24 protein-coding genes are annotated in these 26,029 nt (G+C 70.2%); 8 read left to right on the top strand and 16 right to left on the bottom strand.

The genetic code is table 11. The features are described 5' to 3' along the window. A partial coding sequence (locus AWC03_RS09075; protein WP_142278355.1) for a peptidylprolyl isomerase occupies positions 1 to 880 on the top strand: 880 nt, incomplete at its 5' end. A 32-nt stretch (positions 881 to 912) separates the two neighbouring features. Here the strand turns inward: AWC03_RS09075 and AWC03_RS09070 are convergent. The 6 genes from AWC03_RS09070 to yajC form a co-directional block, all read right to left on the bottom strand. Further along, the gene (locus AWC03_RS09070) at positions 913 to 3,306 is read right to left on the bottom strand and encodes a RelA/SpoT family protein (RefSeq protein ID WP_085240185.1); all 2,394 of its coding nucleotides are present in this window, start codon (positions 3,304 to 3,306) and stop codon (positions 913 to 915) included. A gap of 134 nt (positions 3,307 to 3,440) precedes the next feature. After that, entirely contained in the window at positions 3,441 to 3,983 is a 543-nt protein-coding gene (locus AWC03_RS09065; protein ID WP_085240160.1) for an adenine phosphoribosyltransferase, read from the bottom strand. 7 nt (positions 3,984 to 3,990) lie between these two features. Next, on the bottom strand, positions 3,991 to 5,640 hold the full coding sequence (locus tag AWC03_RS09060) for an ABC transporter substrate-binding protein (protein ID WP_085240159.1): 1,650 nt from the start codon (positions 5,638 to 5,640) through the stop codon (positions 3,991 to 3,993). A 5-nt stretch (positions 5,641 to 5,645) separates the two neighbouring features. Then, the gene (gene secF / locus AWC03_RS09055) at positions 5,646 to 6,917 is read right to left on the bottom strand and encodes a protein translocase subunit SecF (protein WP_085240158.1); all 1,272 of its coding nucleotides are present in this window, start codon (positions 6,915 to 6,917) and stop codon (positions 5,646 to 5,648) included. Further along, positions 6,917 to 8,716 (bottom strand): protein translocase subunit SecD, encoded by a 1,800-nt coding sequence (secD, locus tag AWC03_RS09050; protein ID WP_085240157.1) that lies wholly within the window; start codon positions 8,714 to 8,716, stop codon positions 6,917 to 6,919. Before secD ends, secF begins: the two co-directional genes overlap by 1 nt. A gap of 110 nt (positions 8,717 to 8,826) precedes the next feature. Next, complete coding sequence (yajC, locus tag AWC03_RS09045; RefSeq protein WP_085240156.1) at positions 8,827 to 9,165, bottom strand: preprotein translocase subunit YajC; 339 nt, start codon at positions 9,163 to 9,165, stop codon at positions 8,827 to 8,829. 210 nt (positions 9,166 to 9,375) lie between these two features. Between yajC and gabT the strand changes: the two genes are divergently transcribed. Together gabT and car are read left to right on the top strand one after the other, a co-directional pair. Then, positions 9,376 to 10,716 (top strand): 4-aminobutyrate--2-oxoglutarate transaminase, encoded by a 1,341-nt coding sequence (gene gabT, locus AWC03_RS09040; RefSeq protein WP_085240155.1) that lies wholly within the window; start codon positions 9,376 to 9,378, stop codon positions 10,714 to 10,716. Positions 10,717 to 10,866: 150 nt separating this feature from the next. Next, the gene (car, locus tag AWC03_RS09035; protein WP_085240154.1) at positions 10,867 to 14,379 is read left to right on the top strand and encodes a carboxylic acid reductase; all 3,513 of its coding nucleotides are present in this window, start codon (positions 10,867 to 10,869) and stop codon (positions 14,377 to 14,379) included. Positions 14,380 to 14,440: 61 nt separating this feature from the next. Here the strand turns inward: car and AWC03_RS09030 are convergent, their stop codons facing one another. From AWC03_RS09030 to ruvC, 6 genes are all read right to left on the bottom strand, one after another. After that, entirely contained in the window at positions 14,441 to 15,127 is a 687-nt protein-coding gene (locus AWC03_RS09030; RefSeq protein WP_085240153.1) for a hypothetical protein, read from the bottom strand. A gap of 131 nt (positions 15,128 to 15,258) precedes the next feature. Beyond that, on the bottom strand, positions 15,259 to 15,642 hold the full coding sequence (locus AWC03_RS09025; RefSeq protein ID WP_085240152.1) for a DUF1304 domain-containing protein: 384 nt from the start codon (positions 15,640 to 15,642) through the stop codon (positions 15,259 to 15,261). A 158-nt stretch (positions 15,643 to 15,800) separates the two neighbouring features. Beyond that, positions 15,801 to 16,472 carry a hypothetical protein gene (locus tag AWC03_RS09020; RefSeq protein ID WP_085240184.1) on the bottom strand — a complete coding sequence of 224 codons (672 nt, stop codon included), beginning with the start codon at positions 16,470 to 16,472 and terminating at the stop codon, positions 15,801 to 15,803. Positions 16,473 to 16,708: 236 nt separating this feature from the next. Next, positions 16,709 to 17,764 carry a Holliday junction branch migration DNA helicase RuvB gene (ruvB, locus tag AWC03_RS09015; protein WP_085240151.1) on the bottom strand — a complete coding sequence of 352 codons (1,056 nt, stop codon included), beginning with the start codon at positions 17,762 to 17,764 and terminating at the stop codon, positions 16,709 to 16,711. Beyond that, a complete protein-coding gene (ruvA, locus tag AWC03_RS09010) occupies positions 17,761 to 18,360 on the bottom strand; it encodes a Holliday junction branch migration protein RuvA (RefSeq protein WP_085240150.1) in 600 nt (199 codons plus the stop codon). Before ruvA ends, ruvB begins: the two co-directional genes overlap by 4 nt. Further along, on the bottom strand, positions 18,357 to 18,911 hold the full coding sequence (gene ruvC, locus AWC03_RS09005; protein WP_085240149.1) for a crossover junction endodeoxyribonuclease RuvC: 555 nt from the start codon (positions 18,909 to 18,911) through the stop codon (positions 18,357 to 18,359). Before ruvC ends, ruvA begins: the two co-directional genes overlap by 4 nt. 182 nt (positions 18,912 to 19,093) lie before the next feature. Between ruvC and AWC03_RS09000 the strand changes: the two genes are divergently transcribed. The 5 genes from AWC03_RS09000 to AWC03_RS08980 are packed head-to-tail and all read left to right on the top strand — an operon-like array spanning position 19,094 to position 22,737. Then, positions 19,094 to 19,708, top strand: a complete 615-nt coding sequence (locus AWC03_RS09000; protein WP_085240148.1) for a DUF4178 domain-containing protein — start codon at positions 19,094 to 19,096, stop codon at positions 19,706 to 19,708. A 10-nt stretch (positions 19,709 to 19,718) separates the two neighbouring features. Further along, entirely contained in the window at positions 19,719 to 20,231 is a 513-nt protein-coding gene (locus AWC03_RS08995; protein ID WP_085240147.1) for a DUF2617 family protein, read from the top strand. Next, complete coding sequence (locus AWC03_RS08990; RefSeq protein ID WP_085240183.1) at positions 20,228 to 20,659, top strand: DUF4247 domain-containing protein; 432 nt, start codon at positions 20,228 to 20,230, stop codon at positions 20,657 to 20,659. Before AWC03_RS08995 ends, AWC03_RS08990 begins: the two co-directional genes overlap by 4 nt. A gap of 27 nt (positions 20,660 to 20,686) precedes the next feature. Then, on the top strand, positions 20,687 to 21,142 hold the full coding sequence (locus tag AWC03_RS08985) for a DUF350 domain-containing protein (protein ID WP_085240146.1): 456 nt from the start codon (positions 20,687 to 20,689) through the stop codon (positions 21,140 to 21,142). Further along, on the top strand, positions 21,139 to 22,737 hold the full coding sequence (locus tag AWC03_RS08980; protein WP_085240182.1) for a polyamine aminopropyltransferase: 1,599 nt from the start codon (positions 21,139 to 21,141) through the stop codon (positions 22,735 to 22,737). Before AWC03_RS08985 ends, AWC03_RS08980 begins: the two co-directional genes overlap by 4 nt. Here AWC03_RS08980 and AWC03_RS08975 read toward each other — a convergent pair. From AWC03_RS08975 to pdxS, 4 genes are all read right to left on the bottom strand, one after another. Next, positions 22,734 to 23,489, bottom strand: a complete 756-nt coding sequence (locus AWC03_RS08975) for a YebC/PmpR family DNA-binding transcriptional regulator (RefSeq protein ID WP_085240145.1) — start codon at positions 23,487 to 23,489, stop codon at positions 22,734 to 22,736. The two genes, AWC03_RS08980 and AWC03_RS08975, sit on opposite strands and share 4 nt — an antisense overlap. 217 nt (positions 23,490 to 23,706) lie before the next feature. Beyond that, positions 23,707 to 24,303 carry a pyridoxal 5'-phosphate synthase glutaminase subunit PdxT gene (gene pdxT / locus AWC03_RS08970; protein WP_085240144.1) on the bottom strand — a complete coding sequence of 199 codons (597 nt, stop codon included), beginning with the start codon at positions 24,301 to 24,303 and terminating at the stop codon, positions 23,707 to 23,709. Continuing rightward, the gene (gene tesB / locus AWC03_RS08965) at positions 24,300 to 25,136 is read right to left on the bottom strand and encodes an acyl-CoA thioesterase II (protein WP_085240181.1); all 837 of its coding nucleotides are present in this window, start codon (positions 25,134 to 25,136) and stop codon (positions 24,300 to 24,302) included. Before tesB ends, pdxT begins: the two co-directional genes overlap by 4 nt. Before the next feature lie 14 nt (positions 25,137 to 25,150). Continuing rightward, on the bottom strand, positions 25,151 to 25,999 hold the full coding sequence (gene pdxS / locus AWC03_RS08960; protein WP_244275537.1) for a pyridoxal 5'-phosphate synthase lyase subunit PdxS: 849 nt from the start codon (positions 25,997 to 25,999) through the stop codon (positions 25,151 to 25,153). Between the last annotated feature and the right edge of the window lie 30 nt (positions 26,000 to 26,029).

Genomic DNA, 26,029 nt, shown 5'->3' with positions numbered 1-26,029 from the left:
CGTAGGCGCCCCGCCCCCGCCGCAACCGCCGTATCAACCGGCCACCCACTCGCGGCGGCTGCTGCTGGGCATCGTCGGCGCGTCGGCGCTCGCACTGGCCGCGGTGGTGGCGTTGGTCACCGCGCTGGTCACCCAGAACGGCGACTCCGCGAACAGCGCGGCGCCGGCCACCCCGACCCGCGCCAGGGTGCCGGGCAGGCAGGGATCCAACCCCGGCCCGTCCGCGCACGCGACGGCGGCGGTGCCGGCGCTGCCGGCGTTCGCGCCGCCGCCCGATCTGGGCGCCAACTGCCAATACCCGAGCGCGCCGGACACCGTCGTCAAGCCCGTCAGCCCGCCCCCGTCCGGCCGGGTCTCCACCGACCCTCCGCAGATCCCGGCCACCCTCTCCACCAACTTCGGCGACATCGGCATCCAGCTGACCAACTACGAATCCCCGTGCACGGTCAACAGCTTCGTCAGCCTGGCCAAGCAGCAATTCTTCGACAACACGCAATGCGCGCGGCTGATCGACTCCACCGACGGGGGATCACTGCTGTGCGGCGGTCCGGAGTCCGACGGCTCCGGCGGCCCCGGCTATCAATTCGCCGACGAATACCCCACCGACCAGTACCCCGCCGGGGATCCCGCCCTCCGGGCGACCGTGATCTACCCGCGCGGCACCGTGATCATGGCGACCGACGGGCCCGACACCAACGGCAGCCAATTCTCCCTGGTTTTCCGGGATTCCGAACTGGCTCCGCAGAGCACGGTCTTCGGCACCATCACCGAGGCGGGCCTGGCGGTCCTCGACAAGATCACCCAGGCGGGCATTGCGGGCAATCGCCAGAGCGGGGCGCCCACCAACCCGGTCACGATCAACTCGGTGCGCATCGGCTAGAACCTCGCCGCGGTGAGCGCCGGCAGGCCGCCTCAGGCGGCGGAGGTCACGCGGTAGACGTCGAAGACCCCTTCGACGTTGCGCACCACGTTGAGCAGGTGGCCGAGGTGCTTGGGGTCACCCATCTCGAAGGTGAACCGGCTGACCGCCACGCGGTCGTTGGAGGTGGTCACCGACGCCGACAGGATGTTGACCTTCTCGTCGGCCAGCACCCGCGTGACGTCGGAGAGCAGGCGGTGCCGGTCGAGCGCCTCCACCTGGATGGCCACCAGGAACACCGACGACGGCGACGGCGCCCAGTGCACCTCGATGATGCGCTCGGACTGCTGCTGCAGCGACGCGGCGTTGGTGCAGTCGGTGCGGTGCACGCTCACTCCCCCGCCCCGGGTGACGAAGCCCATGATCTGATCGCCCGGCACCGGCGTGCAGCACTTGGCCAGCTTGGACAGCACGCCCGGGGCGCCGGGAACCGAGACCCCGACGTCGTCGCTGCTGCGCGGGCGCCGCAGCATGGTCGTCGGCGTGGACCGCTCGGCGAGATCCTCTTCGGCCTGGTCGATTCCGCCGAGCTCGGCGAGCAGCCGCTGCACGACGTGGCGCGCCGACACGTGGCCCTCGCCGATCGCGGTGTAGAGCGCGGACACGTCCGCGTAGTGCAGTTCGCGGGCCACCGCGGCCATGGATTCAGCATTGACCAAGCGCTGCAAGGGAAGTCCGCCGCGGCGCACCTCGCGGGCCATCGCCTCCTTGCCCGCCTCGAGCGCCTCCTCGCGGCGCTCCTTGGCGAACCACTGCCGGATCTTGGCCTTGGCGCGCGGCGACACCACGAACTGCTGCCAGTCGCGCGACGGCCCGGCGTTGGCCGCCTTCGACGTGAAAACCTCGACGACCTCGCCGTTTTCCAGCTTCCGTTCCAGCGCCACCAACCGCCCGTTGACCCGGGCGCCGATGCAGCGGTGGCCGACCTCGGTGTGCACGGCGTAGGCGAAGTCCACCGGCGTGGATCCGTTCGGCAGGGTGATCACGTCGCCCTTCGGCGTGAACACGAAGATCTCCTGCACCGCAAGGTCATAGCGCAACGACTCCAGGAACTCGCCCGGGTCGGCGGCCTCCCGCTGCCAGTCGAGCAGCTGACGCATCCAGGCCATGTCGTCGATCTCGGCCGCGGCGTGCGGATGCGGAAGGCCGTTGCGGCCCTTGGCCTCCTTGTAGCGCCAGTGCGCTGCGATGCCGTATTCGGCGGTGCGGTGCATGTCGCGGGTGCGGATCTGCACCTCCAGCGGCTTGCCCTCCGGACCGACGACGGTGGTGTGCAGCGACTGGTAGACCCCGTACCGGGGCTGGGCGATGTAGTCCTTGAACCGCCCCGCCATCGGCTGCCACAGCGAATGCACCACGCCCACAGCGGCATAGCAGTCCCGGATCTCGTCGCACAGGATCCGGATGCCGACCAGGTCGTGGATGTCGTCGAAGTCGCGTCCCTTGACGATCATCTTCTGGTAGATCGACCAGTAGTGCTTGGGCCGGCCCTCCACCGTGGCCTTGATCTTCGAGGCGGCCAGGGTGTTGGTGATCTCGGCGCGCACCTTGGCCAGGTAGGTGTCCCGGGACGGCGCGCGGCCGGCGACCAGCCGGACGATCTCGTCGTACTTCTTCGGGTGCAGGATCGCGAAGGACAGGTCCTCGAGCTCCCACTTGACGCTGGCCATACCGAGCCGGTGCGCAAGCGGTGCAATGACTTCCAGCGTCTCGCGGGCCTTGCGGGCCTGCTTCTCCGGCGGCAGGAACCGCATGGTGCGCATGTTGTGCAGCCGGTCGGCGACCTTGATCACCAGCACCCGGGGGTCGCGGGCCATCGCGGTGATCATCTTGCGGATGGTCTCGCCCTCGGCGGCGGTGCCCAGCACGACCCGGTCCAGCTTGGTCACGCCGTCGACGAGGTGGCCCACCTCCTCGCCGAACTCCTCGCTCAAAGCCTCGAGCGTGTAGCCGGTGTCCTCGATGGTGTCGTGCAACAGGGCGGCCACCAAAGTGGTGGTGTCCATGCCCAATTCGGCCAGGATGTTCGCGACGGCCAGCGGGTGGGTGATGTAGGGATCGCCGGAGTGGCGCAACTGCGTGGCGTGCCGCTGGTCGGCGACCTCGTAGGCGCGCTGCAGCAGCGACAGGTTGGCCTTCGGATAGATCTCGCGGTGCACCGCGACGAGGGGTTCCAGCACCGGGTTGACCGCGTTGCGCTGGGCGGTCATCCGCCGGGCCAGCCTGGCCCGGACCCGGCGAGACGCGCTGCTGGGGGCCTTCAGCGTCTCGGTCGGCGGCTCCGGGGGCTCGGCGGTTTGCGCCGTCACCGGCTCCCCGACCAGCAGGGCGTCGCCGACGTCGGTGGGCGCGTCAAGCGCCTGCGCCGCGCTCTTGTCGTCCGCCACGGTGGTCACCTCCGACCTCGAGGATATCGCGCAGCGGGCCGGGCTCGGTTTGATCGCCCGGTTCGCCGCCCCGCCGCTTCGCGGCCCGGGGGTGCCCCACCTCACGCCGCGTGGCGGCGTGCATCGTCACCGGGCTAGACGCGACTCAGGCTGTGCACCGGCAACTCCGCCACGGCCTGACGGCCCCCGAGCGCGGTCAGCTCCAGGATCACCGCCGCCCCCATCACGGTGGCCCCGGTGCGCTGGAGCAACCGGGCCGCCGCGGCGAGGGTGCCCCCGGTGGCCAGCACGTCGTCGATGATCACGACGTGGCGTCCGCGCAGGTCGATGCCGTCGGCGGGAATTTCCAGCGTGGCGCTGCCGTACTCCAGGTCGTAGTGCTCGGAGTGCACCGGCGGCGGCAGCTTTCCGCCCTTGCGAATCGCCAGCACCCCCGTGCGCAGCCGGTCGGCGACGGCCGCCGCGGCCAGGAAGCCGCGCGAGTCGATCCCGGCCACCAGGTCGGCCCCGGAGGCGATCTCGGCCAGCGCGTCGGTGACCGCCGTCAAACCCCGGGGGTCAGCGAACACCGGGGTGAGGTCCTTGAACTGGACCCCCGGCTTGGGGAAGTCGGACACCTCGCGCAGCAGCGCGGCGATCACACCGGCCACCGGCACGCCGCCGTCGACACCCGTCATCGGAGCCTCATTCGACCAGGGCCCATCGGTCCATGTTCCAGCCCGCGCCCCAGCGTGTCGGATTCTTGCTCACGGCGTACATCTTCTTCGACATCAACAACGTGCGCTGCTGCCGGTAGAGGGGCAAGGTCGGCATGTCACCCCACAGTATCGGCGCCGCCTCCCCCAGCAACCGGACGCGCTCGGCGGGATCGGCCGACACCGCCAGCGCCCCGATCACGCTGTCGACCTGCGGGTTCGCGTAGCCGGACAGGTTGTTGCCGTTGCCGCTGTGCAGGTCGTAGGCGTCCATTGCCGACGATCCCGTCGACCCGCTGCCGGTGGCGCCGCCGGTGCTGGCCAACAGCGCGTCGATCTTGCCGTCCCGCAGCGCTTGGGGCCCCGACGTGTCGAGGGAGACGTTGGCGACGGTGATGCCCGCCGCGGCGCAGGACTTGGTGATCACCCCGACATTGACCGCCAGCCGCGCGTTGGGTCCGTGGTAGCCGATGCGCACCGTCATCGGGGCGCCACCGAGCGCGTCGCGGGCGGCGGCCGGGTCCGCCTTGCCGAACTGGGCGGCCTCGGCGGCACCGTCGCCGGCGGTGGCCGGGTCGTCGGTGGCCGGGTTGAGGCGCGAATTGGCGATCGGCACGCCCGCGTCGCGGGCAAGCGTGTCGCGCGGCGTGCACAGCGCGAGCGCGCGCCGGGCCTTGGGCTGCGAGAGCGGCCCCTGCGGCGCGAAGATCAGCTGTTCGATGCCGGCCGACGGCGAATCGGCGCGGCCGTAGTTGTCCGGCGTGGTCAGCGTTCCCGACGATCCCGCCGCCACGTCGACCACGTCGACGCTGCGGTTGTTGACGCGGTCCTGGATGTCGGGCCCCTGGGGCCAGACCGTGATCCGCTTGGTGACCGCCTTGGGACCCCACCACCGGTCGTTGGCGACGAGCACCACCGCGCCGCCGTCCAGGATGCGTTCGATCTTGTACGGCCCCGACGACGGGAAGTTCTTCAGGTCCACTCCCGGCTTGAGGTCCCAGATGGTGTTCCACAGCCGGGCGATCTGCTGCACCAGCTGGGTGTTGTTGCTCAGCAGGGCGGCGGTCACGTCGACGTGGAGCTGGTCGGCGATGACGTGCGACGGCATCAGCGACGTGGCGGTGAACAGCTGGTTGTAGTCGACGACGCCGCGATCCGGGATGAACGACACCCGGGCCTTCTTCTGCCCGGGCATGCATTCGACGTTGGCGATGTCGACGTAACCCGCCTGGCTGGCCGCGTTGAAGTCGGGATACCGGCCGGACTGGGCCGCCCACGTCAGCACCAGGTCGTCGCAGGTCACCGGCTTGCCGTCGGAATAGACGGCGTTGTCGGCGATCTGGTAGTCGAGCACCAGCGGCGAACCGCTCACCACCGCCACGGTGCCGAAGTCACGGTCGGCGACGGTCTGCCCGTCCGGGCCGTGGTAGCTGAAGCCGACGAGCGTGCGGGCGAACGCCTGCGCCCCGGCGGACGCGGCGCCGACGACGGTGTTGGTGTTGTAGGTGGCCAGCGGGCCGTCGACCACGTAGTCGATCTGCGAGGCGGCGCTGCCGGAGCACGCGGACAGCGTGACGGCAGCCAGGAGCATTGCGGCCAACCCGATAGCGCCTGCAGCGAGGCGATACCTGCCGGCCATGGCGACTACCGCCGGCCGGCGTTTCGCTTGCCGCTCGGACGCCGGGTTCCGGTCGGGCGCACCGGACGCGCGCCCGGTGCCGGCTTGTTCGGCTTGTCGGAGGGCGCGGGCACCGCCGCGGCCGACTGCGGGGCCGCCGCGTCGTCCTCGGCGGGCTTGGCTTCCTCAGCAGGTTCGGGCCCGGCCTTGCGGCGCCGCGTGACGCGGCGAGTGTGCGTGCGCACCAGCTCGGTCCGCTCGCGCAGCGTGACCAGCAGCGGGGTGGCGAAGAAGATCGACGAGTAGGTGCCGACCAGGATGCCGACCAGCTGCACCAGCGCGAGGTCCTTCAGCGTGCCGACGCCCAGCAACCACACCGCCACGACCATCAGCGCCAGCACCGGCAGCACCCCGATCAGGCTGGTGTTGATCGAGCGCATGAACGTCTGGTTGATCGCCAGGTTGGCCTGCTCGGCGAAGGTGCGCCGGGTGGTGTGCTGGAAGCCGTGCGTGTTCTCCTCGACCTTGTCGAAGACGATGACGGTGTCGTAGAGGGAGAAACCCAGGATGGTCAGCAGGCCGATGACGGTGGCCGGGGTGACCTCGAAACCGACCAGCGAATAGACGCCCGCGGTCACGGTCAGGTCGAAGACCATGGTCGTCAGCGCGGAGATGGCCATGTACCGCTCGTACCGCACCGTGATGTACAGGCTGACCAGCGCCAGGAACACCACCAACGCGATCAGCGCCTTGTTGGTGATCTGGTCGCCCCAGGTCTCCGACACCGCCGCGTCGCTGATGGCCTGCTTAGTGGGCTTGCCGTCGGCGCCCTTCGGCTGGAACGCATCGAACAGGGCGTTGCGCAGCTTGGACGTCTGGTCGTTGGACAGCGTTTCGGAGCGGATCTGCACCGTGGCCGAGGCGCCGCTGCCGACGATCACCACCGACTCCGGGTCGCGGCCGATGGCCTTCCGGAAGACGTCGGATACCGCGGCGGTGGTGACGGTGCCCGACGAGCCGGCGGTGGGCATCGACACCGTGGTGCCGCCGTTGAAATCGATCCCGAAGGTGAAGCCCCGCAACACGATGCTGACGAGGGCGACGGCGACGATCGCGCCGCTGACCCCGTACCAGAGGCGGCGCCGGCCGATCACCTCGAACGCGCCGGTGCCGGTGTAGAGCCGCGAGAGGAAGCTGTGCCGCGGCTGCGCGGTGTCGGAGGCCGGCTCCACCGCGCCGGATTCGGTGATCTCGGCCGCTTCGGCCGCGCCGGCCTGGCCCTTGCCTTTGGCGGCCATCACGCTCCCCGTCCCGTCTTGACGTGCGCCGAGGCCCGGCGCTCGCGGGCGACCTGCTGGATCGCACCCAGGCCGTTGTACGCCGGTTTCGCCAACGTCGGCGACTTGGACGCCAGGTAGACCAGCGGCCAGGTCACCAGGAACACCACCACGACGTCGAGGATGGTGGTGAGGCCCAAGGTGAAGGCGAACCCGCGCACCTGGCCGATCGCCAGGGCGTACAGCACCGCGGCGGCCAGGAAGGTGACCGCGTTGCCCGACACGATGGTCTTGCGGGCCCGGACCCAGCCTCGCGGCACCGCCGATCGGAACGAACGGCCTTCCCGGATCTCGTCTTTGATGCGTTCGAAGAACACCACGAAGGAGTCGGCCGTGGTGCCGATACCGATGATCAGACCCGCGATACCCGCAAGGTCGAGGGTGTAGTTAATCTGCCGGCCCAGGATCACCAAGATCGCGAAAATCATTGCGCCCGAAGCGGTCAGCGACAGCGCCGTGAGCAGGCCCAGCACCCGGTAATACAGCAACGAATACAGCAGCACCAGCACCAAGCCGATCGCACCCGCGATCAGACCCGCTCGCAGCGAGGTCAAACCCAGTGTGGCGGAGACGGTTTGGGCCTCCGACGCCTCGAAGGACAGCGGTAGCGAACCGTACTTCAACACGTTGGCCAACTGCTTGGCGGTCGCGGCGGTGAAGGGCGGATCACCGCCGGTGATCTGGGTCCGGCCGCCGGGGATGGCCTCCTGGATCATCGGGGCGCTGACCACCTGGGAGTCCAGCGTGAAGGCGGTCTGGGTGCCGATGTGCGCGGCGGTGAAATCCGCCCAGGTGTTGGCGGCCGCCGGCTTGAACTGCACGTCCACCACGTAACCGATGCCACGCTGGTTCATCCCCGAGGTCGCGTCCTGGATCTGGTCGCCGCTGATGATCGACGGCGCCAGCAGGTAGGCCACCTTGTGGTCGGTCGAACACGTCACCAGCGGCAGGTTCGGGTCGTCGTTGCCGGCGAGGATGTCCTCTTTGTCGCAGCGGGTGGCCTGGAACTGCAGCGCGAGGAACTGAACGCCCTGACGGGTGCTCTGGCGCCACTTCTTCTCGTCGGCGATGCGCTCGGCGAGTTCCTTGCGCGGGTCCGGCGGCGCCGGCTGATCAGCCGGGGGGACGTCCGCCGGTGGCGCGTTGCCGGCCGGCGCGGGGCTGGGCGACGGCGCGGGGCTGGGCGACGGCGGTGGGTCCTGCGGATACGGCCGCGGCTGGGCCGGCGGCCGGCCGCCCGGCGGGGCGGGCTGAGCCGGTGCGGGCTGACCCGCCGGTGGCGCCATCCCCGGTGCCGGCTGGCCCGACGGTGCCGGCTGACCCGGCGGCGCCTGGCCCGGCGGGGGCGCCTGCGGGGCAGGCTTGGGCTGGACCGCCTGCGCCGGCATCGAGTTGAGCACCGGGCGGATGTACAGCCGGGCCGTCTGTCCGAGGTTGCGGGCCTCGTTGCCGTCGTTTCCGGGGACCGTGATGACCAGGTTGTCGCCATCGACCACGACCTCCGAGCCGGAGACGCCCAGCCCGTTGACCCGCGCGCTGATGATCTGCTGCGCCTGGGCCAGCGCGTCCCGGCTCGGGCGCGACCCGTCCGGGGTGCGCGCGGTCAGGGTGACCCGGGTGCCGCCCTGCAGGTCGATGCCGAGCTTGGGGGCGGCACGCTTGTCCCCGGTCAAGAACACCAGCAGATACACGCCGACGAGCAGCAACAAGAAGACCGACAGGTAGCGGGCAGGGTGCACCGGCGCCGAAGACGATGCCACGTTCCTTCTATCTCCTCGAGTATCGGTTCTTACCCCGGACAGAGCCTAGTGTCGTGCACGCGCCCGTCGCGCAAGCGGTCCGCCGCCGCGGCGGCGGGTCGGGATTCGCGTCAGGAGTCCTTGGGCAGCCGGCCCTCGTCGAATTCCGCCACGTCGTCGGAGTCGTCCGCGCCGGGCAGATCCTCCTCGTCGGGCAGGATCCGGTCGCGGATGGCCAACTTCATCCACGTCGTCACCACACCGGGCGCGATCTCCAGGTCGACCGTGTCGTCCGTGATCGCCACGATCGTCGCCTCCAGGCCGGACGTCGTGTGCACGCGGTCGCCCGGCTGCAACGACTCGTGCAGGTCGATGGTCGCCTGCATCGCGCGCTTCTGGCGCCGGGATGCGAAGTACATGAACCCGCCCATGATCAGCAGGAAGGGCAGGAACAGGATCAAACTCTCCATGAACGGGCCTGTCTTTTCGTAGTGGCATGCCGGGCGGTTGTCATCGGGTGCGCGCCGGGACGACCCCGCGGGACCGCACACCTCGTTACGGCCAGTGTGCCATTGCCGCAGGTCGCACCCGACCCCCGCGGTGCACGCGGGCCCCGCCGGCGCCCGGGCGGATAGGCTTGGGTCGCGACGTGACAGGCGCGCCGCGGGGAGGAGAAAATCGTGGCCGGCCTCGAGCAGACTCGCCAGCTGGTCACCGAAATCCCCGGTCCCGCTTCGCTTGAACTGACCAAACGCCGCGCGGCGGCGGTGTCGCACGCGGTGAACGTCTCGTTACCGGTGTTCGTGGCGCGCGCCTCCGGCGGCATCATCGAAGACGTCGACGGCAACCGGCTCATCGACCTGGCCTCCGGCATCGCGGTGACCACCGTCGGCAACTCCGCGCCCCGGGTGGTGGAGGCGGTGCGCGCCCAGGTCGCCGAATTCACCCACACGTGCTTCATGGTCGTGCCCTACGAGCAGTACGTCGCCGTCGCCGAGGAGCTCAACCGGATCACGCCGGGCTCCGGCGAGAAGCGCACGGTGTTGTTCAACTCCGGCGCCGAGGCGGTCGAGAACGCCGTCAAGGCCGCCCGCTCGTACACCCGCAAGCCCGCCGTCGTGGCGTTCAACCACGCCTACCACGGCCGCACCAACCTGGCGATGGCGCTGACCGCCAAGTCCAAGCCGTACAAGAGCGGTTTCGGTCCGTTCGCCCCCGAGGTCTACCGGGCACCGATGTCCTACCCCTACCGGGACGGGCTGCTCGACAAGGAGCTGGCGACCGACGGGGAGAAGGCCGCCGCCCGGGCGATCGACGTGATCGAGAGCCAGGTCGGCGCCGACAGCCTGGCCGCCGTCATCATCGAGCCGATCGCCGGCGAGGGCGGTTTCATCGTGCCTGCCGAGGGATTCCTGCCCGCCCTGCTCGATTGGTGCCGCAAGAACGACGTGGTGTTCATCGCCGACGAGGTACAGACGGGGTTCGCGCGCACCGGCGCGATGTTCGCGTGCGAGCACGAAGGCATCGAGCCGGACCTGATCTGCACGGCCAAGGGCATCGCCGACGGGCTGCCGCTGTCGGCGGTCACCGGGCGCGCGCAGATCATGGATGCGTCGCACGCCGGCGGTTTGGGGGGCACATTCGGCGGCAACCCCATCGCTTGTGCGGCGGCACTGGCCACCATCGACACGATCGAGAGTGACGGACTGATCGAGCGAGCCCGACAGCTGGAACGGCTGATCACCGAACCGCTGTTGCGTCTGCAGGCCGGCGACGACCGCATCGGCGATGTGCGCGGTCGGGGCGCCATGATCGCCATCGAGCTGGTGAAGTCGGGGACCGCCGAGCCCGACGCCGAGCTGACCCGGAAGCTGTCCGCCGCCGCCCACGCGGCCGGGGTCGTCGTGTTGACCTGCGGCATGTTCGGCAACATCATCCGGCTGCTGCCGCCGTTGACCATCGGTGACGAGCTGCTCACCGAGGGGCTCGACGTCTTGGGCGGGCTGCTCGGCGACCTCTAGAACTGGGGATTCGACCGTTCGGCGTGGCCAATCTCACAACACCGGCCGGGGCGCGGCCATGGTGGAATACCGTTACTTTAGCTAACGTTCTATCCGTCAGCGCATTGGCGCCAAACTGACTCACTATTTTTCATTGCGAGGGAATTGTTTATGTCGACCATGAATCACGACGAGCGCCTCGAGCGCCGCATCGAGGTGCTCACCGCAACAGACCCGCAGTTCGCCGCCGCGCGCCCGGATCCGGCTGTCGAAGCGGCCGTCGGGAACCCGGAGCTGCGACTCCCGCAGGTCATCCGGACCGTGCTCGAGGGGTATGCCGACCGCCCGGCGCTGGCGCACCGGGTGGTGGAGTTCGTCGCGGACCCCGCGACCGGGCGCACCCGCCTCGAGCTGCTCCCCCGCTTCGAGACCATCACCTACCGTCAGCTGGGCGAACGGGTCGCCGCGCTCGGCCGCGCCTGGGCCGGCAACGAGGTGCAGGTCGGTGACCGGGTCTGCGTGCTGGGCTTCAACAGCGTGGACTACGCCACCATCGACATGGCGCTGGCGACGATCAGCGCCGTCTCGGTTCCGCTGCAGACCAGCGCGTCGCTGACCTCGCTGCAGCCGATCGTGACCGAGACCGAACCCACGGTCATCGCGGCCAGCGCCAACCAGCTGCCCGAGGCCGTCGAGCTGATCCTGAGCGGCCACCGGTCCGCGAAGCTGGTGGCGTTCGACTACCACCCCGAGGTCGACGACGAGCGCGAGGCGCTGGAAACCGCCCGCGCGCGGCTGGCGGACGCCGGTGTGGCGGTGGAGACGCTGACCGAGGTGCTCGAGCGTGGCGAGGCGCTGCCGGACGCGCCGCTGCCGACCAGCGAGGAGGCCGACCCGCTGGCCCTGCTGATCTACACCTCCGGCAGCACCGGCGCCCCCAAGGGCGCGATGTACCCGCAGAGCAACGTCGCCAAGATCTGGCGCCGGGGCAGCAGGAACTGGTTCGGGGAAAGCGCCGCGTCGATCACCCTCAACTTCATGCCGATGAGCCACGTCATGGGCCGGGGCATCCTCTACGGCACGCTCGGCAACGGCGGGACCGCCTACTTCGCGGCCAAGAGCGACCTCTCGACGCTGCTGGAGGACCTCGAGCTGGTGCGGCCCACCGAGCTGAACTTCGTGCCGCGCATCTGGGAGACCCTGTTCGGCGAATTCCAGCGCCGGGTCGAGCGCCACATGACCGGCGGCGCCGATCGCGAGGCCGTGGCCGCCGAGGTGCTGGCCGAGCAGCGGCAGTACCTGCTGGGCGGGCGGTTCATCTTCGCGATGACGGGCTCGGCGCCCACCTCCCCGGACCTGCGCACCTGGGTCGAGTCGCTGCTCGAGATGCACCTGATGGACGGCTACGGCTCGACCGAGGCCGGGATGGTGCTGTTCGACGGCGAGATCCAGCGCCCGCCGGTGATCGACTACAAGTTGGTCGACGTGCCCGACCTGGGTTACTTCAGCACCGACCGGCCCCACCCCCGCGGTGAGCTGTTGCTGCGGACCGAGAACATGTTCCCCGGGTACTACAAGCGGGCCGAGACCACGGCCAACGTGTTCGACGAGGACGGCTACTACCGGACCGGCGACGTGTTCGCCGAGGTCGCGCCCGACAAGCTGGTGTATGTCGACCGCCGCAACAACGTGCTGAAGCTGGCCCAGGGCGAGTTCGTGACCCTGGCCAGGCTGGAGGCCGAGTTCGGCAACAGCCCGCTGGTGCGCCAGATCTACGTCTACGGCAACAGCGCGCAGCCCTACCTGCTGGCCGTCGTCGTGCCGACCGAGGAAGCCCTGGCCCGCTGGGACCTCGACACGCTGAAGGGAAAGATCGCCGACTCGCTGCAAAACGTCGCGCGTCAGGCGGGCCTGCAGTCCTACGAGGTGCCGCGCGACTTCATCATCGAGACCACACCGTTCAGCCTGGAGAACGGCCTGCTGACCGGGATCCGGAAGTTGGCGTGGCCGAAGCTCAAGCAGCACTACGGCGAGCGGCTCGAGCAGCTCTACGCCGAACTCGCCGAGGGGCAGGCCAACGAGCTGGCCGAACTGCGCCGCAACGGCGCCGACGCGCCCGTGCTGCAGACCGTGAGCCGGGCCGCCGCGGCCATGCTGGGCACGGCGAGCACCGAGTTGACCCCCGACGCGCACTTCACCGATCTCGGCGGAGACTCGTTGTCGGCGTTGACCTTCGGCAACCTGTTGCGCGAGATCTTCGACATCGACGTCCCGGTGGGTGTGATCGTCAGCCCGGCCAGCGACCTGCAGGCCATCGCCCGCTACATCGAGGGCGAGCGCGAGGGCACCAAGCGGCCCACGTTCGCCGCCGTGCACGGCCGGGACGCCACCGAGGTGCACGCCGGCGACCTGACGCTGGACAAGTTCCTCGAGGCCGAGACGCTGGCCGCCGCGCCCAGCCTGCCCAAGCCCGCCGCCGAGGTGCGCACGGTGCTGTTGACCGGCGCGACCGGCTTCCTGGGCCGCTACCTGGCGCTCGAATGGCTCGAGCGCATGGACCTGGTGGACGGCAGGGTGATCGCCCTGGTGCGGGCCAAGTCCGACGACGAGGCGCGGGCGAGGCTGGACAAGACCTTCGACAGCGGGGACCCGAAGCTGCTGGCGCACTACCGGGAACTGGCCGCCGACCGCCTGGAGGTCATCGCCGGCGACAAGGGCGAGGCCAACCTCGGCCTCGATCAGCAGACCTGGCAGCGGCTCGCGGACACCGTCGACCTGATCGTCGACCCCGCCGCCCTGGTCAACCACGTGCTGCCCTACAGCGAGCTGTTCGGCCCCAACGCGCTGGGCACCGCCGAGCTGATCCGCATCGCGCTGACCACCAAGCTGAAGCCGTACGCCTACGTGTCGACGATCGGTGTCGGTGACCAGATCAAGCCGGGCCAGTTCGTCGAGGACGCCGACATCCGCCAGGTCAGCGCGACCCGGGCGATCAACGACAACTACGCCAACGGCTACGGCAACAGCAAGTGGGCCGGCGAGGTGCTGCTGCGCGAGGCGCACGATCTGTGCGGCCTGCCCGTCGCGGTGTTCCGCTGCGACATGATCCTGGCCGACACCACCTACGCGGGACAGCTCAACCTGCCGGACATGTTCACCCGGCTGATGCTGAGCCTGGTCGCCACCGGTGTCGCGCCCGGTTCGTTCTACGAACTGGACGCCGAGGGCAACCGCCAGCGTTCGCACTACGACGGCCTGCCGGTGGAGTTCATCGCCGCGGCGATCTCCACGCTGGGCACGCAGGTGCTCGACAACGGCGAGGGCTTCCGGACGTACCACGTGATGAACCCGTACGACGACGGCATCGGTCTCGACGAGTACGTCGACTGGCTGATCGACGCCGGCTACGGGATCCAGCGCGTCGCCGACTACGGCGACTGGCTGCGGCGATTCGAGCAGGCGATGCGAACCATGCCCGAGCGGCAACGCCAGTACTCGCTGCTGCCGCTGCTGCACAACTACCAGCAGCCGGAGAAGCCGATCAACGGATCGATGGCACCCACCGACCGCTTCCGCGCCGCCGTGCAGGAGGCGAAGATCGGCCCCGACAAGGACATCCCCCACGTCTCGGCGCCGATCATCGTCAAGTACGTCACCGATCTGCAGCTGCTCGGACTGCTCTAACTCATCAGACGACAATCGCCCAGTCCCGCGCGGGACTGGGCGATTGCTTTTCTCTCGCGAGTTACTGCTGCGGGTGCGGCCAGCGCAGGTACGCGGCATTGGCTCCCGACGCCGAGCGTTGCCGACGCCACCCCCGCTTCGGCTCCTGGTCGGCCGCCGAGCGCGGCTTGGTCAGCGCGCCCGAGGACACCTCGGCCGGCTCGTACACCGGCTCCCGGTACGGCGCGACACTCGGCGCCGCCGTGGCTTCCGCCGGCGCCAACGGCTGCACGTCGCGCGCCAGGCGCACCGCCGTGCGCGCCAGCGCCACGCCGCCGACGAAGATGATCAGCGCGCCCAGTCCGGAGAAGTAGCTGACCTCGAGCACCGCGTGTTTGCGCTCCGTGGCGGCGACCGGGTCACCGGCGGAGCCGATGCCCAGCAGCGGCGCCAGCTGACCACCGACGACGAACCATGCGCCGGCCAGCACCGCCAGCCATCCGCCGAGCATCGCCGCCACCCGGTTTCCGGCGACGACCAACAAGAGACCGCCCAGCACGGTCGCGGCTCCCGGCAAGACCTCGAGCCACCCTCGAGCCGTACTCCACGCCCACTCCCGATCCGGTGTGTAGGCGAAATTGAAGCGCGGTCCGACAAACGGTATTAACGCCCCCCAAGCTCCCAGAATGACCAGAAGCAATCCGCTGACCGCGCCGCGCGAACGCGGCATGCTCAGCCCGCGGGTTTGGCCGTCTTCTGCGTATTTCATGACATCCCCTCGTTGAATACCGGGCCTGTTTCCGGCCCGCCATGGATACCCGGCGGTTTCTACTCGTAACCCATCTGGCGGCCGAAAGCCACCGCCGTCCGTGGCCGTTGGGGCTGGTGAGGCCGGTGTTACTAGTGGAGCGCGAGGAGCAACAGCACGATCGCGGTGACCGGAAAGGCGCCCTGGGTGACCGCCGCCCGCGCCTTCTCCGGTGCCGACAACAGCAGCACCACCGCGGCCGCGGCCATCGGCCCGACGCCGGCGAAAATCAGCGTGGTGCCAACGGCGTTGTGCCGCAACGCGATCGCGGCAATGCCCACACCGCTCACGATCGCCAGGAACAAGTTGTAGAAGCCTTGATTGAAGGCCAGCAGCTTGGTGGTCTCGGCCTCCTCGGCCGTGGTGCCGAACGTGGCGCGGGTGCGCGGCGACGTCCAGGTCAACGATTCCATCACGAAGATGTACACATGCAATAACGCCGCGAGTGCGGCGAATATCAGGGCGGCCGTGAGCATCGCTCCTCCTCGTGGGTCGAGGCCTGCGCCAGCGTCACCATCCGGATGGCTCGGCGTGCCGGTGGACTCTACCGACCCGCGGCGGCCGGGACGGGCCGGGCGCGAAAAGAGGGCGCCGGCAGCCAACGCTGCCGGCGCCCTCTCCCGTGTCTCGTCGGCTACACGCCGGCGTGGTGGTGGCGGTGGAACAGGCCGCCGACGGCGCGCCGGCCGAAGATGCCGCGCCCGCGGTGTTCGGCGTCCACCCGGTCCGACCGCGCCGGGGTCACGCCGTGAGTCTCGTCGTACATGGCCGGTCCGGCCGCCGGCACGGCGTCGGCCGCGACCGCCGGTTCCGTTACGACGAGGTCGCGCGCGTGCCGAACGGCCAGGCGCCCGACGGCCGCCCCGCCCAGGAACACGATCAACGCGCCCAGTCCGGTGAAGTAGGTGATCTCGAGCAGGGCGCGTTTCGCGTCCGTCGCCGCCATCGGCTGACCGACGCCCCCGATGCCGAGGGTCGGCGCGAACGCGCGGCCGACGATGAACCAGGCGCCGCCGACGACCGCCAGCCAGCCGCCGAACACCGCGTTCGCGCGGTTGCCGGAGAACAGCACCAGCAGGCCGCCCACCGCGGCGGCGGCGCCAGGGAGCACTTCCAGCCAGCCCTTGGCCGTCGTCCACGTCCATGCCGGGTCGGCCATGTAGGACCAGTCGATGTTGGGCCCGAAGAACGGCACCAATGCGCCCCAAGCACCCAACAGAATCAGGAGTAGCCCGGTCAGCGCGCCGCGGGTGCGTGGCATGTACAGCGCGCGAGGGCGTTCATAGTCGTGGCGCGTGGTCCTCATCAGAATCTCCTTCACCAGGTATTGCTGCTGTGACGCTGGTTACCCGGCGGGGACCGCGCATAACCGACCGCGGGGCACCTAGGTGTTTGCTGTGCGACGGTTGGCGGCGCCCCCCATGCGTCCTGCGCCGGGTTATCCGTGGTGGCGGGGGGCTGAGCTGGCCAAAGTCCACGGTCGGCAAACGGTCGGGGGCTTGCTCACCCGGCAGGTCACGATTTGGTAATGATCCGGGTTCGCTAGTCGAACAGGCCCGGTTGACCGAGGCCGGCCGCCCCCGCCGGCGGACTCATGCCCAGGTGCGTCCACGCCTGCGCGGTGGCCACCCGGCCGCGCGGCGTCCGCGCGACCATCCCGGCGCGGACCAGGAACGGCTCGCACACCTCCTCGACGGTGGTGGCCTCCTCGCCGACGGCCACCGCCAGCGTCGACACCCCGACCGGCCCGCCGCCGAAGCTGCGGGTCAGCGCCGACAGCACCGCCCGGTCCAGCCGGTCCAGGCCGAGTTCGTCGACGTCGTAGACCGCCAGCGCGGCCTTGGCGACGTCGCGGGTGATCACCCCGTCGGCGCGGACCTCGGCGAAGTCCCGGACCCGGCGCAGCAGCCGGTTGGCGATGCGCGGCGTCCCGCGCGAGCGGCGGGCGATCTCCTCGGCGGCCTCGGCGCCCAGCTCGATGCCCAGGATGCCAGCGGAGCGGGCCAGCACCCGCTCCAGCTCGGCCGGCTCGTAGAAATCCATGTGCGCGGTGAAGCCGAACCGGTCGCGCAGCGGGCCGGTCAGCGCGCCGGACCGGGTGGTGGCGCCGACCAGGGTGAAGGGCGCCACATCCAGGGGTATCGACGTCGCGCCCGGCCCCTTGCCGACCACCACGTCGACCCGGAAGTCCTCCATGGCCAGGTACAGCATCTCCTCCGCGGGGCGGGCGATGCGGTGAATCTCGTCGATGAACAGCACGTCGTGCTCGACCAGGTTGGACAGCATGGCGGCCAGGTCGCCGGCGCGTTCCAGCGCCGGACCGGACGTCACCCGCAACGACGACCCGAGCTCGGCGGCGATGATCATGGCCAGCGACGTCTTGCCCAGGCCGGGCGGCCCCGACAGCAGGATGTGATCCGGGGTGCCGCCGCGATTCTTGGCCCCTTCGATCACCAGCTGGAGCTGTTCGCGCACCCGCGGCTGGCCGATGAATTCCCGCAGCGAACGCGGCCGGAGGCTGACGTCGACGTCGCCCTCCCCGACGGACAGCGCCGGGGACAGCTCGCGATCCGCGTAGTCCTCGTCGTAGTCGCTCATTTGGCCTTACCCAGCAGCGACAGGGCGGCGCGCAGGGCGCCGGACGTCGTCGCCTCCCGATCGGCGGCCAGCACCTTGTCGGTGGCCTCTTCGGCCTGTTTGACCGCGAAGCCCAGACCGACCAGGGCCTCCACCACCGGCCCCCGCACCGCGTGCCCGTTGGCCATCGACGCGCCGCCCGGTGCACCCGCCGCGGCGGCGCCGACCTTGTCCCGCAGCTCAAGCACCATGCGTTCGGCGCCGCGTTTGCCGATGCCGGGAACCCGGGTCAGGGCGACGACATCGCTGTCGTGCAGCACCTGCCGCAGCGCCGCGGCGTCGTGCACCGCCAGCGTCGCCATCGCCAGCCGGGGCCCGACCCCCGACACCGTCAGCAGCGTCAGGAACAGGTCGCGGGTCTCGGAGTCGGTGAACCCGTACAGCGTCATCGAGTCCTCGCGCACCACCATCGCGGTGATCAACCGGGCCTCGGCGCCCGTGCGCAAGGTCGCCAGCGTCGACGGCGTCGCGTTCACCCGGTAGCCGACGCCGGCGGCCTCGATCACCGCGTGATCGAGCGCCACCTCGAGCACCTCACCGCGCACCGAGGCGATCATCGGGCGGCCTTCAGCCGGGCCAGATACGCGTCCCGCTGCCGGGCGGCCAGCGCTTCGGCCGCGGCCATCCGGGCCATCATCGGCGCCCGCCAGCAATGACAGATCGCCAGGGCCAGCGCGTCCGCGGCGTCGGCCGGCGTCGGCTTGGCCTGCAGCGCGAGGATTTTGGTGACCATCGCGGTGACCTGGGCCTTGTCCGCGGCGCCGTTGCCGGTGACGGCGGCCTTGACCTCGCTGGGGGTGTGGAAGTGCACGTCGACGCCGCGCTTGGCCGCCGCCAGCGCGACGACCCCGCCGGCCTGCGCGGTGCCCATGACCGTGGACACGTTCAGCTGGGAGAACACCCGCTCGATGGCCACGACGTCCGGTTGATGGGTGGCCAGCCAATGCTCGACGGCATCACTGATCGCCAGCAGCCTCTTGGCCAGCGGCGCGTCCGACGCGGTTCGCACCACGTCGACGTCCAACGCGACCACGCTGCGCCCGCGCCCGGTTTCCACGACCGACAGCCCGCATCGGGTCAGCCCCGGGTCGACGCCCATCACCCGCATTGCCCGCTCCCACCTGTAGAACAGCTGTTCGATACCCTAGCGGCCGGGACCGACGGCTGCGCGCAGGACACGCGGCGGCGCCGCCCGTTCCCGGGCCGCGAGGTTAAAAACGCCGAACCCACCAGAAAGCTGTTAGCTTTACCCCACGTTCGCTCAAGCAAGGCGGCAACGGAAGGGTTCGCGTGGGATCACTCCTGGTCATGATCGCGATCGTGCTGTTCATCGCGTCCATCGTGGTGCTGATCATCGCTTTGCGGCGGCCCAGGCAAGCGGGCCCCCCGCCCGGACGCCAGGATCCCCTCTCGTTCAACGCGATGCCGCAGTTCGGGCCCCGGCAACTCGGCCCCGGCGCCATCGTCAGCTATGGCGGCGTCGACTACGTCGTGCGCGGCTCGGTGACGTACCGCGAGGGGCCGTTCGTGTGGTGGGAACACCTCCTCGAGGGTGGCGACCAGCCGATCTGGTTCAGCGTCGAGGAGGACGACGGGCGCCTCGAGCTGGCGATGTGGGTCAGCCGCAAGGACCTCAGCCTGCAGCCGGGCGACCAGCTGGTCGTCGACGGGGTGACGTTTCACGAGTCCGAGCGGGGTCGCGCCTCGTTCACCACCGAGGGCACGACGGGCCTGCCGGCGGGTGGCGAGATGGAGTTCGTCGACTGCGCGAACTCCGACGAGTCCGCACTGCTCTCGTTCGAGCGGTGGGCGCCGGGCACGCCCTGGGAGGTGTCGACCGGCAAACCGGTGCTGACCGGCGAGCTGACGGTGTATCCCGCGCCCCCGCCCTCCCCGTCCCCCTAGGAGCGCGTCGGTGCCGCTTCACCAGCTCGCCGTAGCGCCTTCGGACGTTTCCGGAGAAAACCTCGGGCTCGCGCTCAACGCGCCCGCGCCGCCGCCGCTGGCGACCTGCCTGCTGGCCCACCCCGCCGGCGGCTCGCTGCTGCTCGGGGTCCTGGGCGCCTCGCACGTCGTCACGGTCGAGCACCCCGCGGGCCGGTTCTCCGAGGAGGTGTCCTGCACGGCCCGCGGTCACGGCGTGGATTTGCCGGAGCGCACGGCCGCCGCCGGCTACTCTCTGCGGTCCCGCACCGACACGTACGGCGAGCCCGCCTTCCGCCGCATTGCGGGCGACCTTCGTGACCGGTGCGCGCGCGAAAAGGGTTGGCTCGGCGGCTCTTTCCCCGGCGACGACGCCGCGCTGACCGCGTTGGCCGCGCGGGCTGACGGCGCCGGGTGGCGTTGGCAGACCTGGCACCTGTATCCGGCCGGCCCGGTGGCGTCGGGCGGCATGGTGGTCCACACGGCGAGCCGATGGCGCCCGTGAGCCGCAACCGCCTGTTGGTGATCGCCGGCGCGCTCGCGGTGGCCGCCGTCGCCTGCCTGGTGCCCGGAATCATCTTGCTGCAGAAGAACATCGGCTCCTACATCGCCGGCCACTATCACGAGTACGCCCACGACGCGGACGGGACGCGCTACGAATGCAGCGGCTCCCCCGAGGACGTGGCCGACACGCTCGCCGAATACCAGGCCCCCCAGGCCCGGGCCGCCAACGGCAACAACGAGTACCTGCGCTACAGCAACAACATCGTGATCATCGGCCCCGACGGCAACCGCCCGTGCAGCATCCGCCTGGAGGGCCTGAACGCCGGATACAGCCACGGCGCCTTCATCTTCCTCGGTCCCGGCTTCACCCCCGGCTCCCCCTCGGGCGGCGCCGGGGGCACGCCCGGTGGCCCCGGCGGAACCAAGTGACGGCCCACCACCACAAAGGAGAGAACAATGTACCTCGCCGTCGAGATCGGCACCGTCGACCTCAATCCCGTCCTCAAAGGCGCCGTCGCCACGATCCTGTACTTCGGTGTCGGCATGGCCGTACTTCTCGTCGGGTTCTACGCGGTCGACGTGTTGACCCCGGGCAATCTGCGCCGGCTGGTGTTCATCGACCGCCGCCCCAACGCCGTCGTCATCGCGGGCGCGATGTACATCGCCCTGACCCTCGTCATCGTCACCGCCATCGCCAACAGCTACAGCCAGCTGGGCCAGGGACTCGTCGGCGTCGCGGTGTACGGGCTGATGGGCGTGGTCCTGCTCGGGATAGCGCTGGTGGCAATGCATCTGCTGATCCCGGGCAGCTTCCACGAGCACGTCGACGACCCGGAGCTGCATCCGGGATCGTTCGCGGTGGCGCTGATCCTGCTCGCGGTGGGGTGTGTCACGGCCGCCGCCGTGTCATGACGTCGGTCGATCTGCCGGCGCCGGAAGTGCGCCGGCCCGCGGAAACTTCGGCGCGCTGGAGGGCGGTGCTGCTGGCCGCCGTCGCGGCGTGCGCGGCGTCCGGCATCATCTACGAGCTCGCGCTGCTCACGCTGGCGGCGAGCCTCAACGGCGGCGGCATCGTCGCCACGTCGCTGATCGTCGCGGGCTACATCGCCGCGCTCGGCGTGGGCGCCCTGGTGGTCAAGCCGCTGCTGGCGCACGCGGCAATGGCGTTCATCGTGGTGGAGGTGCTGCTGAGCATCGTCGGCGGCTTGTCGGCCGCGGCGCTGTACACGGTGTTCGCCTTCATCGACGACGAGTCGATGTGGATGCTGGCGGTGGGCACCGCCCTGATCGGCGGGCTGGTCGGCGCCGAGGTGCCGCTGCTGATGACCATGCTGCAACAGGGACGGATACGTCCCGAAAAAGACCAGGCTCCCGACACCGGGCGGACCCTGGCCAACCTCAACGCCGCCGACTACCTCGGCGCGTTGCTGGGCGGGCTGGTCTGGCCGTTCCTGCTGCTGCCGCAGCTGGGCATGATCCGGGGTGCGGCGGCCACCGGCGTCGTCAACCTGCTGGCGGCGGCCGTGGTGGCGATCTTCGTGCTGCGCCGGCTCGTTTCGAGGAGGCAGCTGGTGACGGCGCTGTGCGCGCTGGCCGCGGCGCTCGCGCTGCTGGCCACGCTGCTGGCGCGGTCGGCCGACATCGAGACGACGAGCCGCCAGCGGCTCTACGCCGACCCGATCATCGCCTACCGGCATTCGGCGTATCAGGAGATCGTGGTGACCCGGCGCGGGAACGACATGCGGCTCTACCTCGACGGGGGCCTGCAGTTTTCCACCCGCGACGAGTATCGCTACACCGAAAGCCTGGTCTACCCCGCGCTCGGGGCCGGCGCCCGATCGGTCCTCGTGCTCGGGGGCGGCGACGGCCTGGTCGCCCGCGAACTGCTGCGGCAGCCGGGCATCACCGACATCGTGCAGGTGGAATTGGACCCCGCGGTGATCCAGCTGGCCCGCACCACCATGCGCGCGGCCAACGGCGGTTCGCTGGACAGCCCGCGGGTCAAGGTGGTGATCGACGACGCCATGCGCTGGCTGCGCGCACCGCACCCGGACGTCGTCCCGGCCGGGGGCTTCGACGCCGCGATCGTCGACCTTCCCGACCCGGACACCCCGGTTTTGGGCCGGCTGTACTCGACGGAGTTCTACGCGCTCGTCGGGCACGCGCTGGCCGCCGGCGGGCTCATGGTCGTGCAGTCCGGCAGCCCGTTCTCGACGCAGACCGCGTTCTGGCGGACCGCCGCGTCAATCCGCGCGGCCGGCTACGCGGTGACGCCCTACCACGTGTACGTGCCGACGTTCGGCGACTGGGGTTTCGCGCTGGCGCGCCGCGGGGACAGCGCCCCGACGCCCGTCGTGCCGCCCAGCGCGCCTCCGCTGCGCTTCCTCAACCAGCACGTCCTCGACGCCGCCACGGTGTTTCCCGACGACACCCGGCCCCGCCCGCTCGAGCCCTCGACGCTGGACAATCCGCGCATCGTCGAGGACATGCGGCACGGTTACGACTAGTCCTCGTCGAGGGCGGCCAGAACTTCGTCGGTCAAGTCGACGTTGGTCCACACGTTCTGCACGTCGTCGCTGTCTTCCAGGGCGTCGACGAGTTTGAACACTTTGCGGGCGCCGTCGACGTCCACCGGCACGCTGACCGAAGGCTGGAAGCTGGCCTCGGCGGATTCGTAGTCGATGCCGGCCTCCTGCAGAGCCGTTCGCACGGCCACCAGATCGGTTGGCTCCGAGATGATTTCGAAGCTTTCACCCAGGTCGTTGACGTCCTCGGCGCCCGCGTCCAGCACGGCGGCCAGCAGGTCGTCCTCGGTCAGGCCGTTCTTCTCGCACGTGACCACACCCTTGCGGCTGAAGAGATACGACACCGAGCCCGGATCGGCCATCGTGCCGCCGTTGCGGGTCACCGCCACCCGGACCTCGCCGGCGGCCCGGTTGCGGTTGTCCGTCAGGCATTCGATCAGCACCGCCACGCCGTTGGGGCCGTAGCCCTCGTACATGATCGTCTGGTAGTCGGCGCCGCCGGCCTCCTCGCCGGCGCCGCGCTTCCGGGCGCGCTCGATGTTGTCGTTGGGCACCGAGGTCTTCTTCGCCTTCTGGATGGCGTCATACAGCGTCGGGTTGCCCGCCGGGTCCCCGCCGCCGGTGCGGGCGGCGACTTCGATGTTCTTGATCAGCCGGGCGAATTCCTTGCCCCGGCGCGCGTCCTTGACGGCCTTCTGGTGCTTGGTGGTGGCCCACTTGGAATGGCCGCTCATCGGTGTCTCTTACCTCTTCTGTCTTCGAAAAGTTCGCCAGACGAGTCTACGTGCACGCTCGGGGCCGCCCGACGGTCCGCTCCCCTTGCGGCCCGGCCGCCCCAGCCGTCACAGGATCCCGGGCATATGCGCCGTCGCGAACGTGATATCGCCCGCGCTATCACGTTCGGTGAGCACAACACCCCCCGAAAGTTGGTGCCGGTGTGACCGGTGGGGGTCAGGCGACGCCGTTGACGATGTCGACGAAGAGCCGGTGGACGCGGCGGTCGCCGGTCATCTCGGGGTGAAACGCCGTCGCCAGCTTGGCGCCCTGCCGCACCGCGACCGCGTGCCCCGACGCTTCGGCCAGCACCTGCACGTCGGCGCCGGCGCGCTCGACCCACGGGGCGCGGATGAACACCGCGCGCACGGGACCGTCCAGACCGGCGAACGGGATGTCGCCCTCGAACGAATCGACCTGACGCCCAAAGGCGTTGCGGCGCACCGTCATATCGATCGCCCGCAGGGGCAGCGCCTCCCGGCCGCCCGCGCCTGCGTCCAGGATCTCGCTGGCCAGCAGGATCATGCCGGCGCACGCGCCGTAGGCGGGCAGCCCGTCGGCGAGCAGCCCGCGCAGCGGCTCCAGCAGGTCGAGGTCGAGCAGCAGGTGGCTCATGGTGGTGGACTCCCCACCGGGAATGACCAGCCCGTCGACGTTCTCCAGCTCGCCGCGGCGCCGCACCGGCATCGACTCCGCCCCGGCTTCGCCCAGCGCGGCCAGGTGCTCGCGGGTGTCACCCTGCAGCGCCAGCACCCCGATTCGGGGAGCGCTCACGACCGGAATCCGCGGGGAAAGCGGGTCAGCCCCTCCTGCATGACCGCCGCCACCATCTCGCCGGACTGGGTGAAGATCTTGCCCTGGCACAGCGAGCGACCGCCGCTGGCCGACGGCGACGACTGGTCGTAGAGCAGCCACTCGTCGGCCCGGAACGCCCGCATGAACCACATCGCGTGGTCCAGCGACGCGACTTGCAGATGCTCGCGCACGTCGAGGTGGTTGACCTGCGCCGATCCCAGCAGCGTGAGGTCGCTCATGTAGGCCAGGGCGCAGATGTGCAGCACGGGATCGTCCGGCAGCGGGTCGCGGTGGCGAAACCACACCTGCTGCTGGGAGGCCTTGCCGGGCGACAGCCGCAGCTGGTCGCGCGGCACGATGCAGACGTCCCACTCCTCGAACTGCTTGAACCCCGCGTCGTCGAACACCTTGATCGAGTCCAGGCCGGGCAGCCCGTCGGGTGGCGGCGCGGCGGGCATGACGTCCTGGTGGTGGATGCCCTCCTGGTCGGCCTGGAAGGACGCCCCCATGCTGAAGATGATCTGCCCGTGCTGGATCGCGTTGACCCGCCGGGTGGCGAACGATCCGCCGTCGCGGGTGCGTTCGACGATGAAGACGGTGGGCTGGTCGGCGTCGCCGGGCCGCAGGAAGTAGCCGTGCAGCGAGTGCACCTGGTACCGCGGGTCCACGGTGCGCACCGCCGAGACCAGCGACTGGCCGGCGACGTGGCCGCCGAAGGTGCGCTGGAAATATCCCGACTCCGGGCTGAACACCCGACCACGGTAGATGTCGACCTCGAGTTGCTCGAGATCGAGGATCTCTTCGATCGCCACCAATAGCCCCCGGCTTACCAGCCGCGTTCGGCCAGCCGGTGGGGCTGCGCGATCTGTTCGACGTTGATGCCCACCATCGGCTCGCCGAGGCCGCGCGACACCTTGGCCAGCACGTCGGGGTCGTCGTAGAACGTGGTGGCCTTGACGATCGCGGCGGCGCGCCGCGCGGGATCGCCGGACTTGAAGATCCCGGAGCCGACGAAGACGCCCTCGGCGCCCAGTTGCATCATCATGGCCGCGTCGGCGGGGGTAGCGATGCCGCCGGCGGTGAACAGGGTGACGGGCAGCTTGCCGGCCCGGGCCACCTCGACGACGAGATCGTAGGGCGCCTGCAATTCCTTTGCGGCGACGAACAATTCGTCTTCCGACAGCGAGGTCAGCCGGCGGATCTCGCCACCGATCGCCCGCATGTGCGTGGTCGCGTTGGAGACGTCTCCGGTGCCCGCCTCACCCTTGGACCGGATCATGGCCGCGCCCTCGCTGATGCGCCGCAGCGCCTCGCCCAGGTTGGTCGCGCCGCACACGAACGGCACGGTGAACTTCCACTTGTCGATGTGGTGGGTGTAGTCCGCGGGGGTCAACACCTCGGACTCGTCGATGTAGTCCACGCCGAGGCTCTGCAGGATCTGCGCCTCGACGAAATGCCCGATGCGGACCTTGGCCATCACCGGGATGGTCACCGCGGCGATGATGCCCTCGATCATGTCGGGGTCGCTCATCCGGGACACCCCACCCTGGGCGCGGATGTCGGCGGGCACCCGTTCCAGGGCCATCACCGCGACGGCGCCGGCGCCCTCGGCGATGCGGGCCTGCTCCGGCGTGACGACGTCCATGATGACGCCGCCCTTGAGCATCTCGGCCATGCCGCGCTTGACGCGCGCGGTCCCGGTCCG

Origin of the sequence: Mycobacterium europaeum, assembly GCF_002102155.1 — a bacterium.
GTDB lineage: Bacteria > Actinomycetota > Actinomycetes > Mycobacteriales > Mycobacteriaceae > Mycobacterium > Mycobacterium europaeum.
The sequence above is the reverse complement of the archived record's forward strand: the minus strand, read 5'-3'. Positions and strand labels throughout refer to the sequence as shown.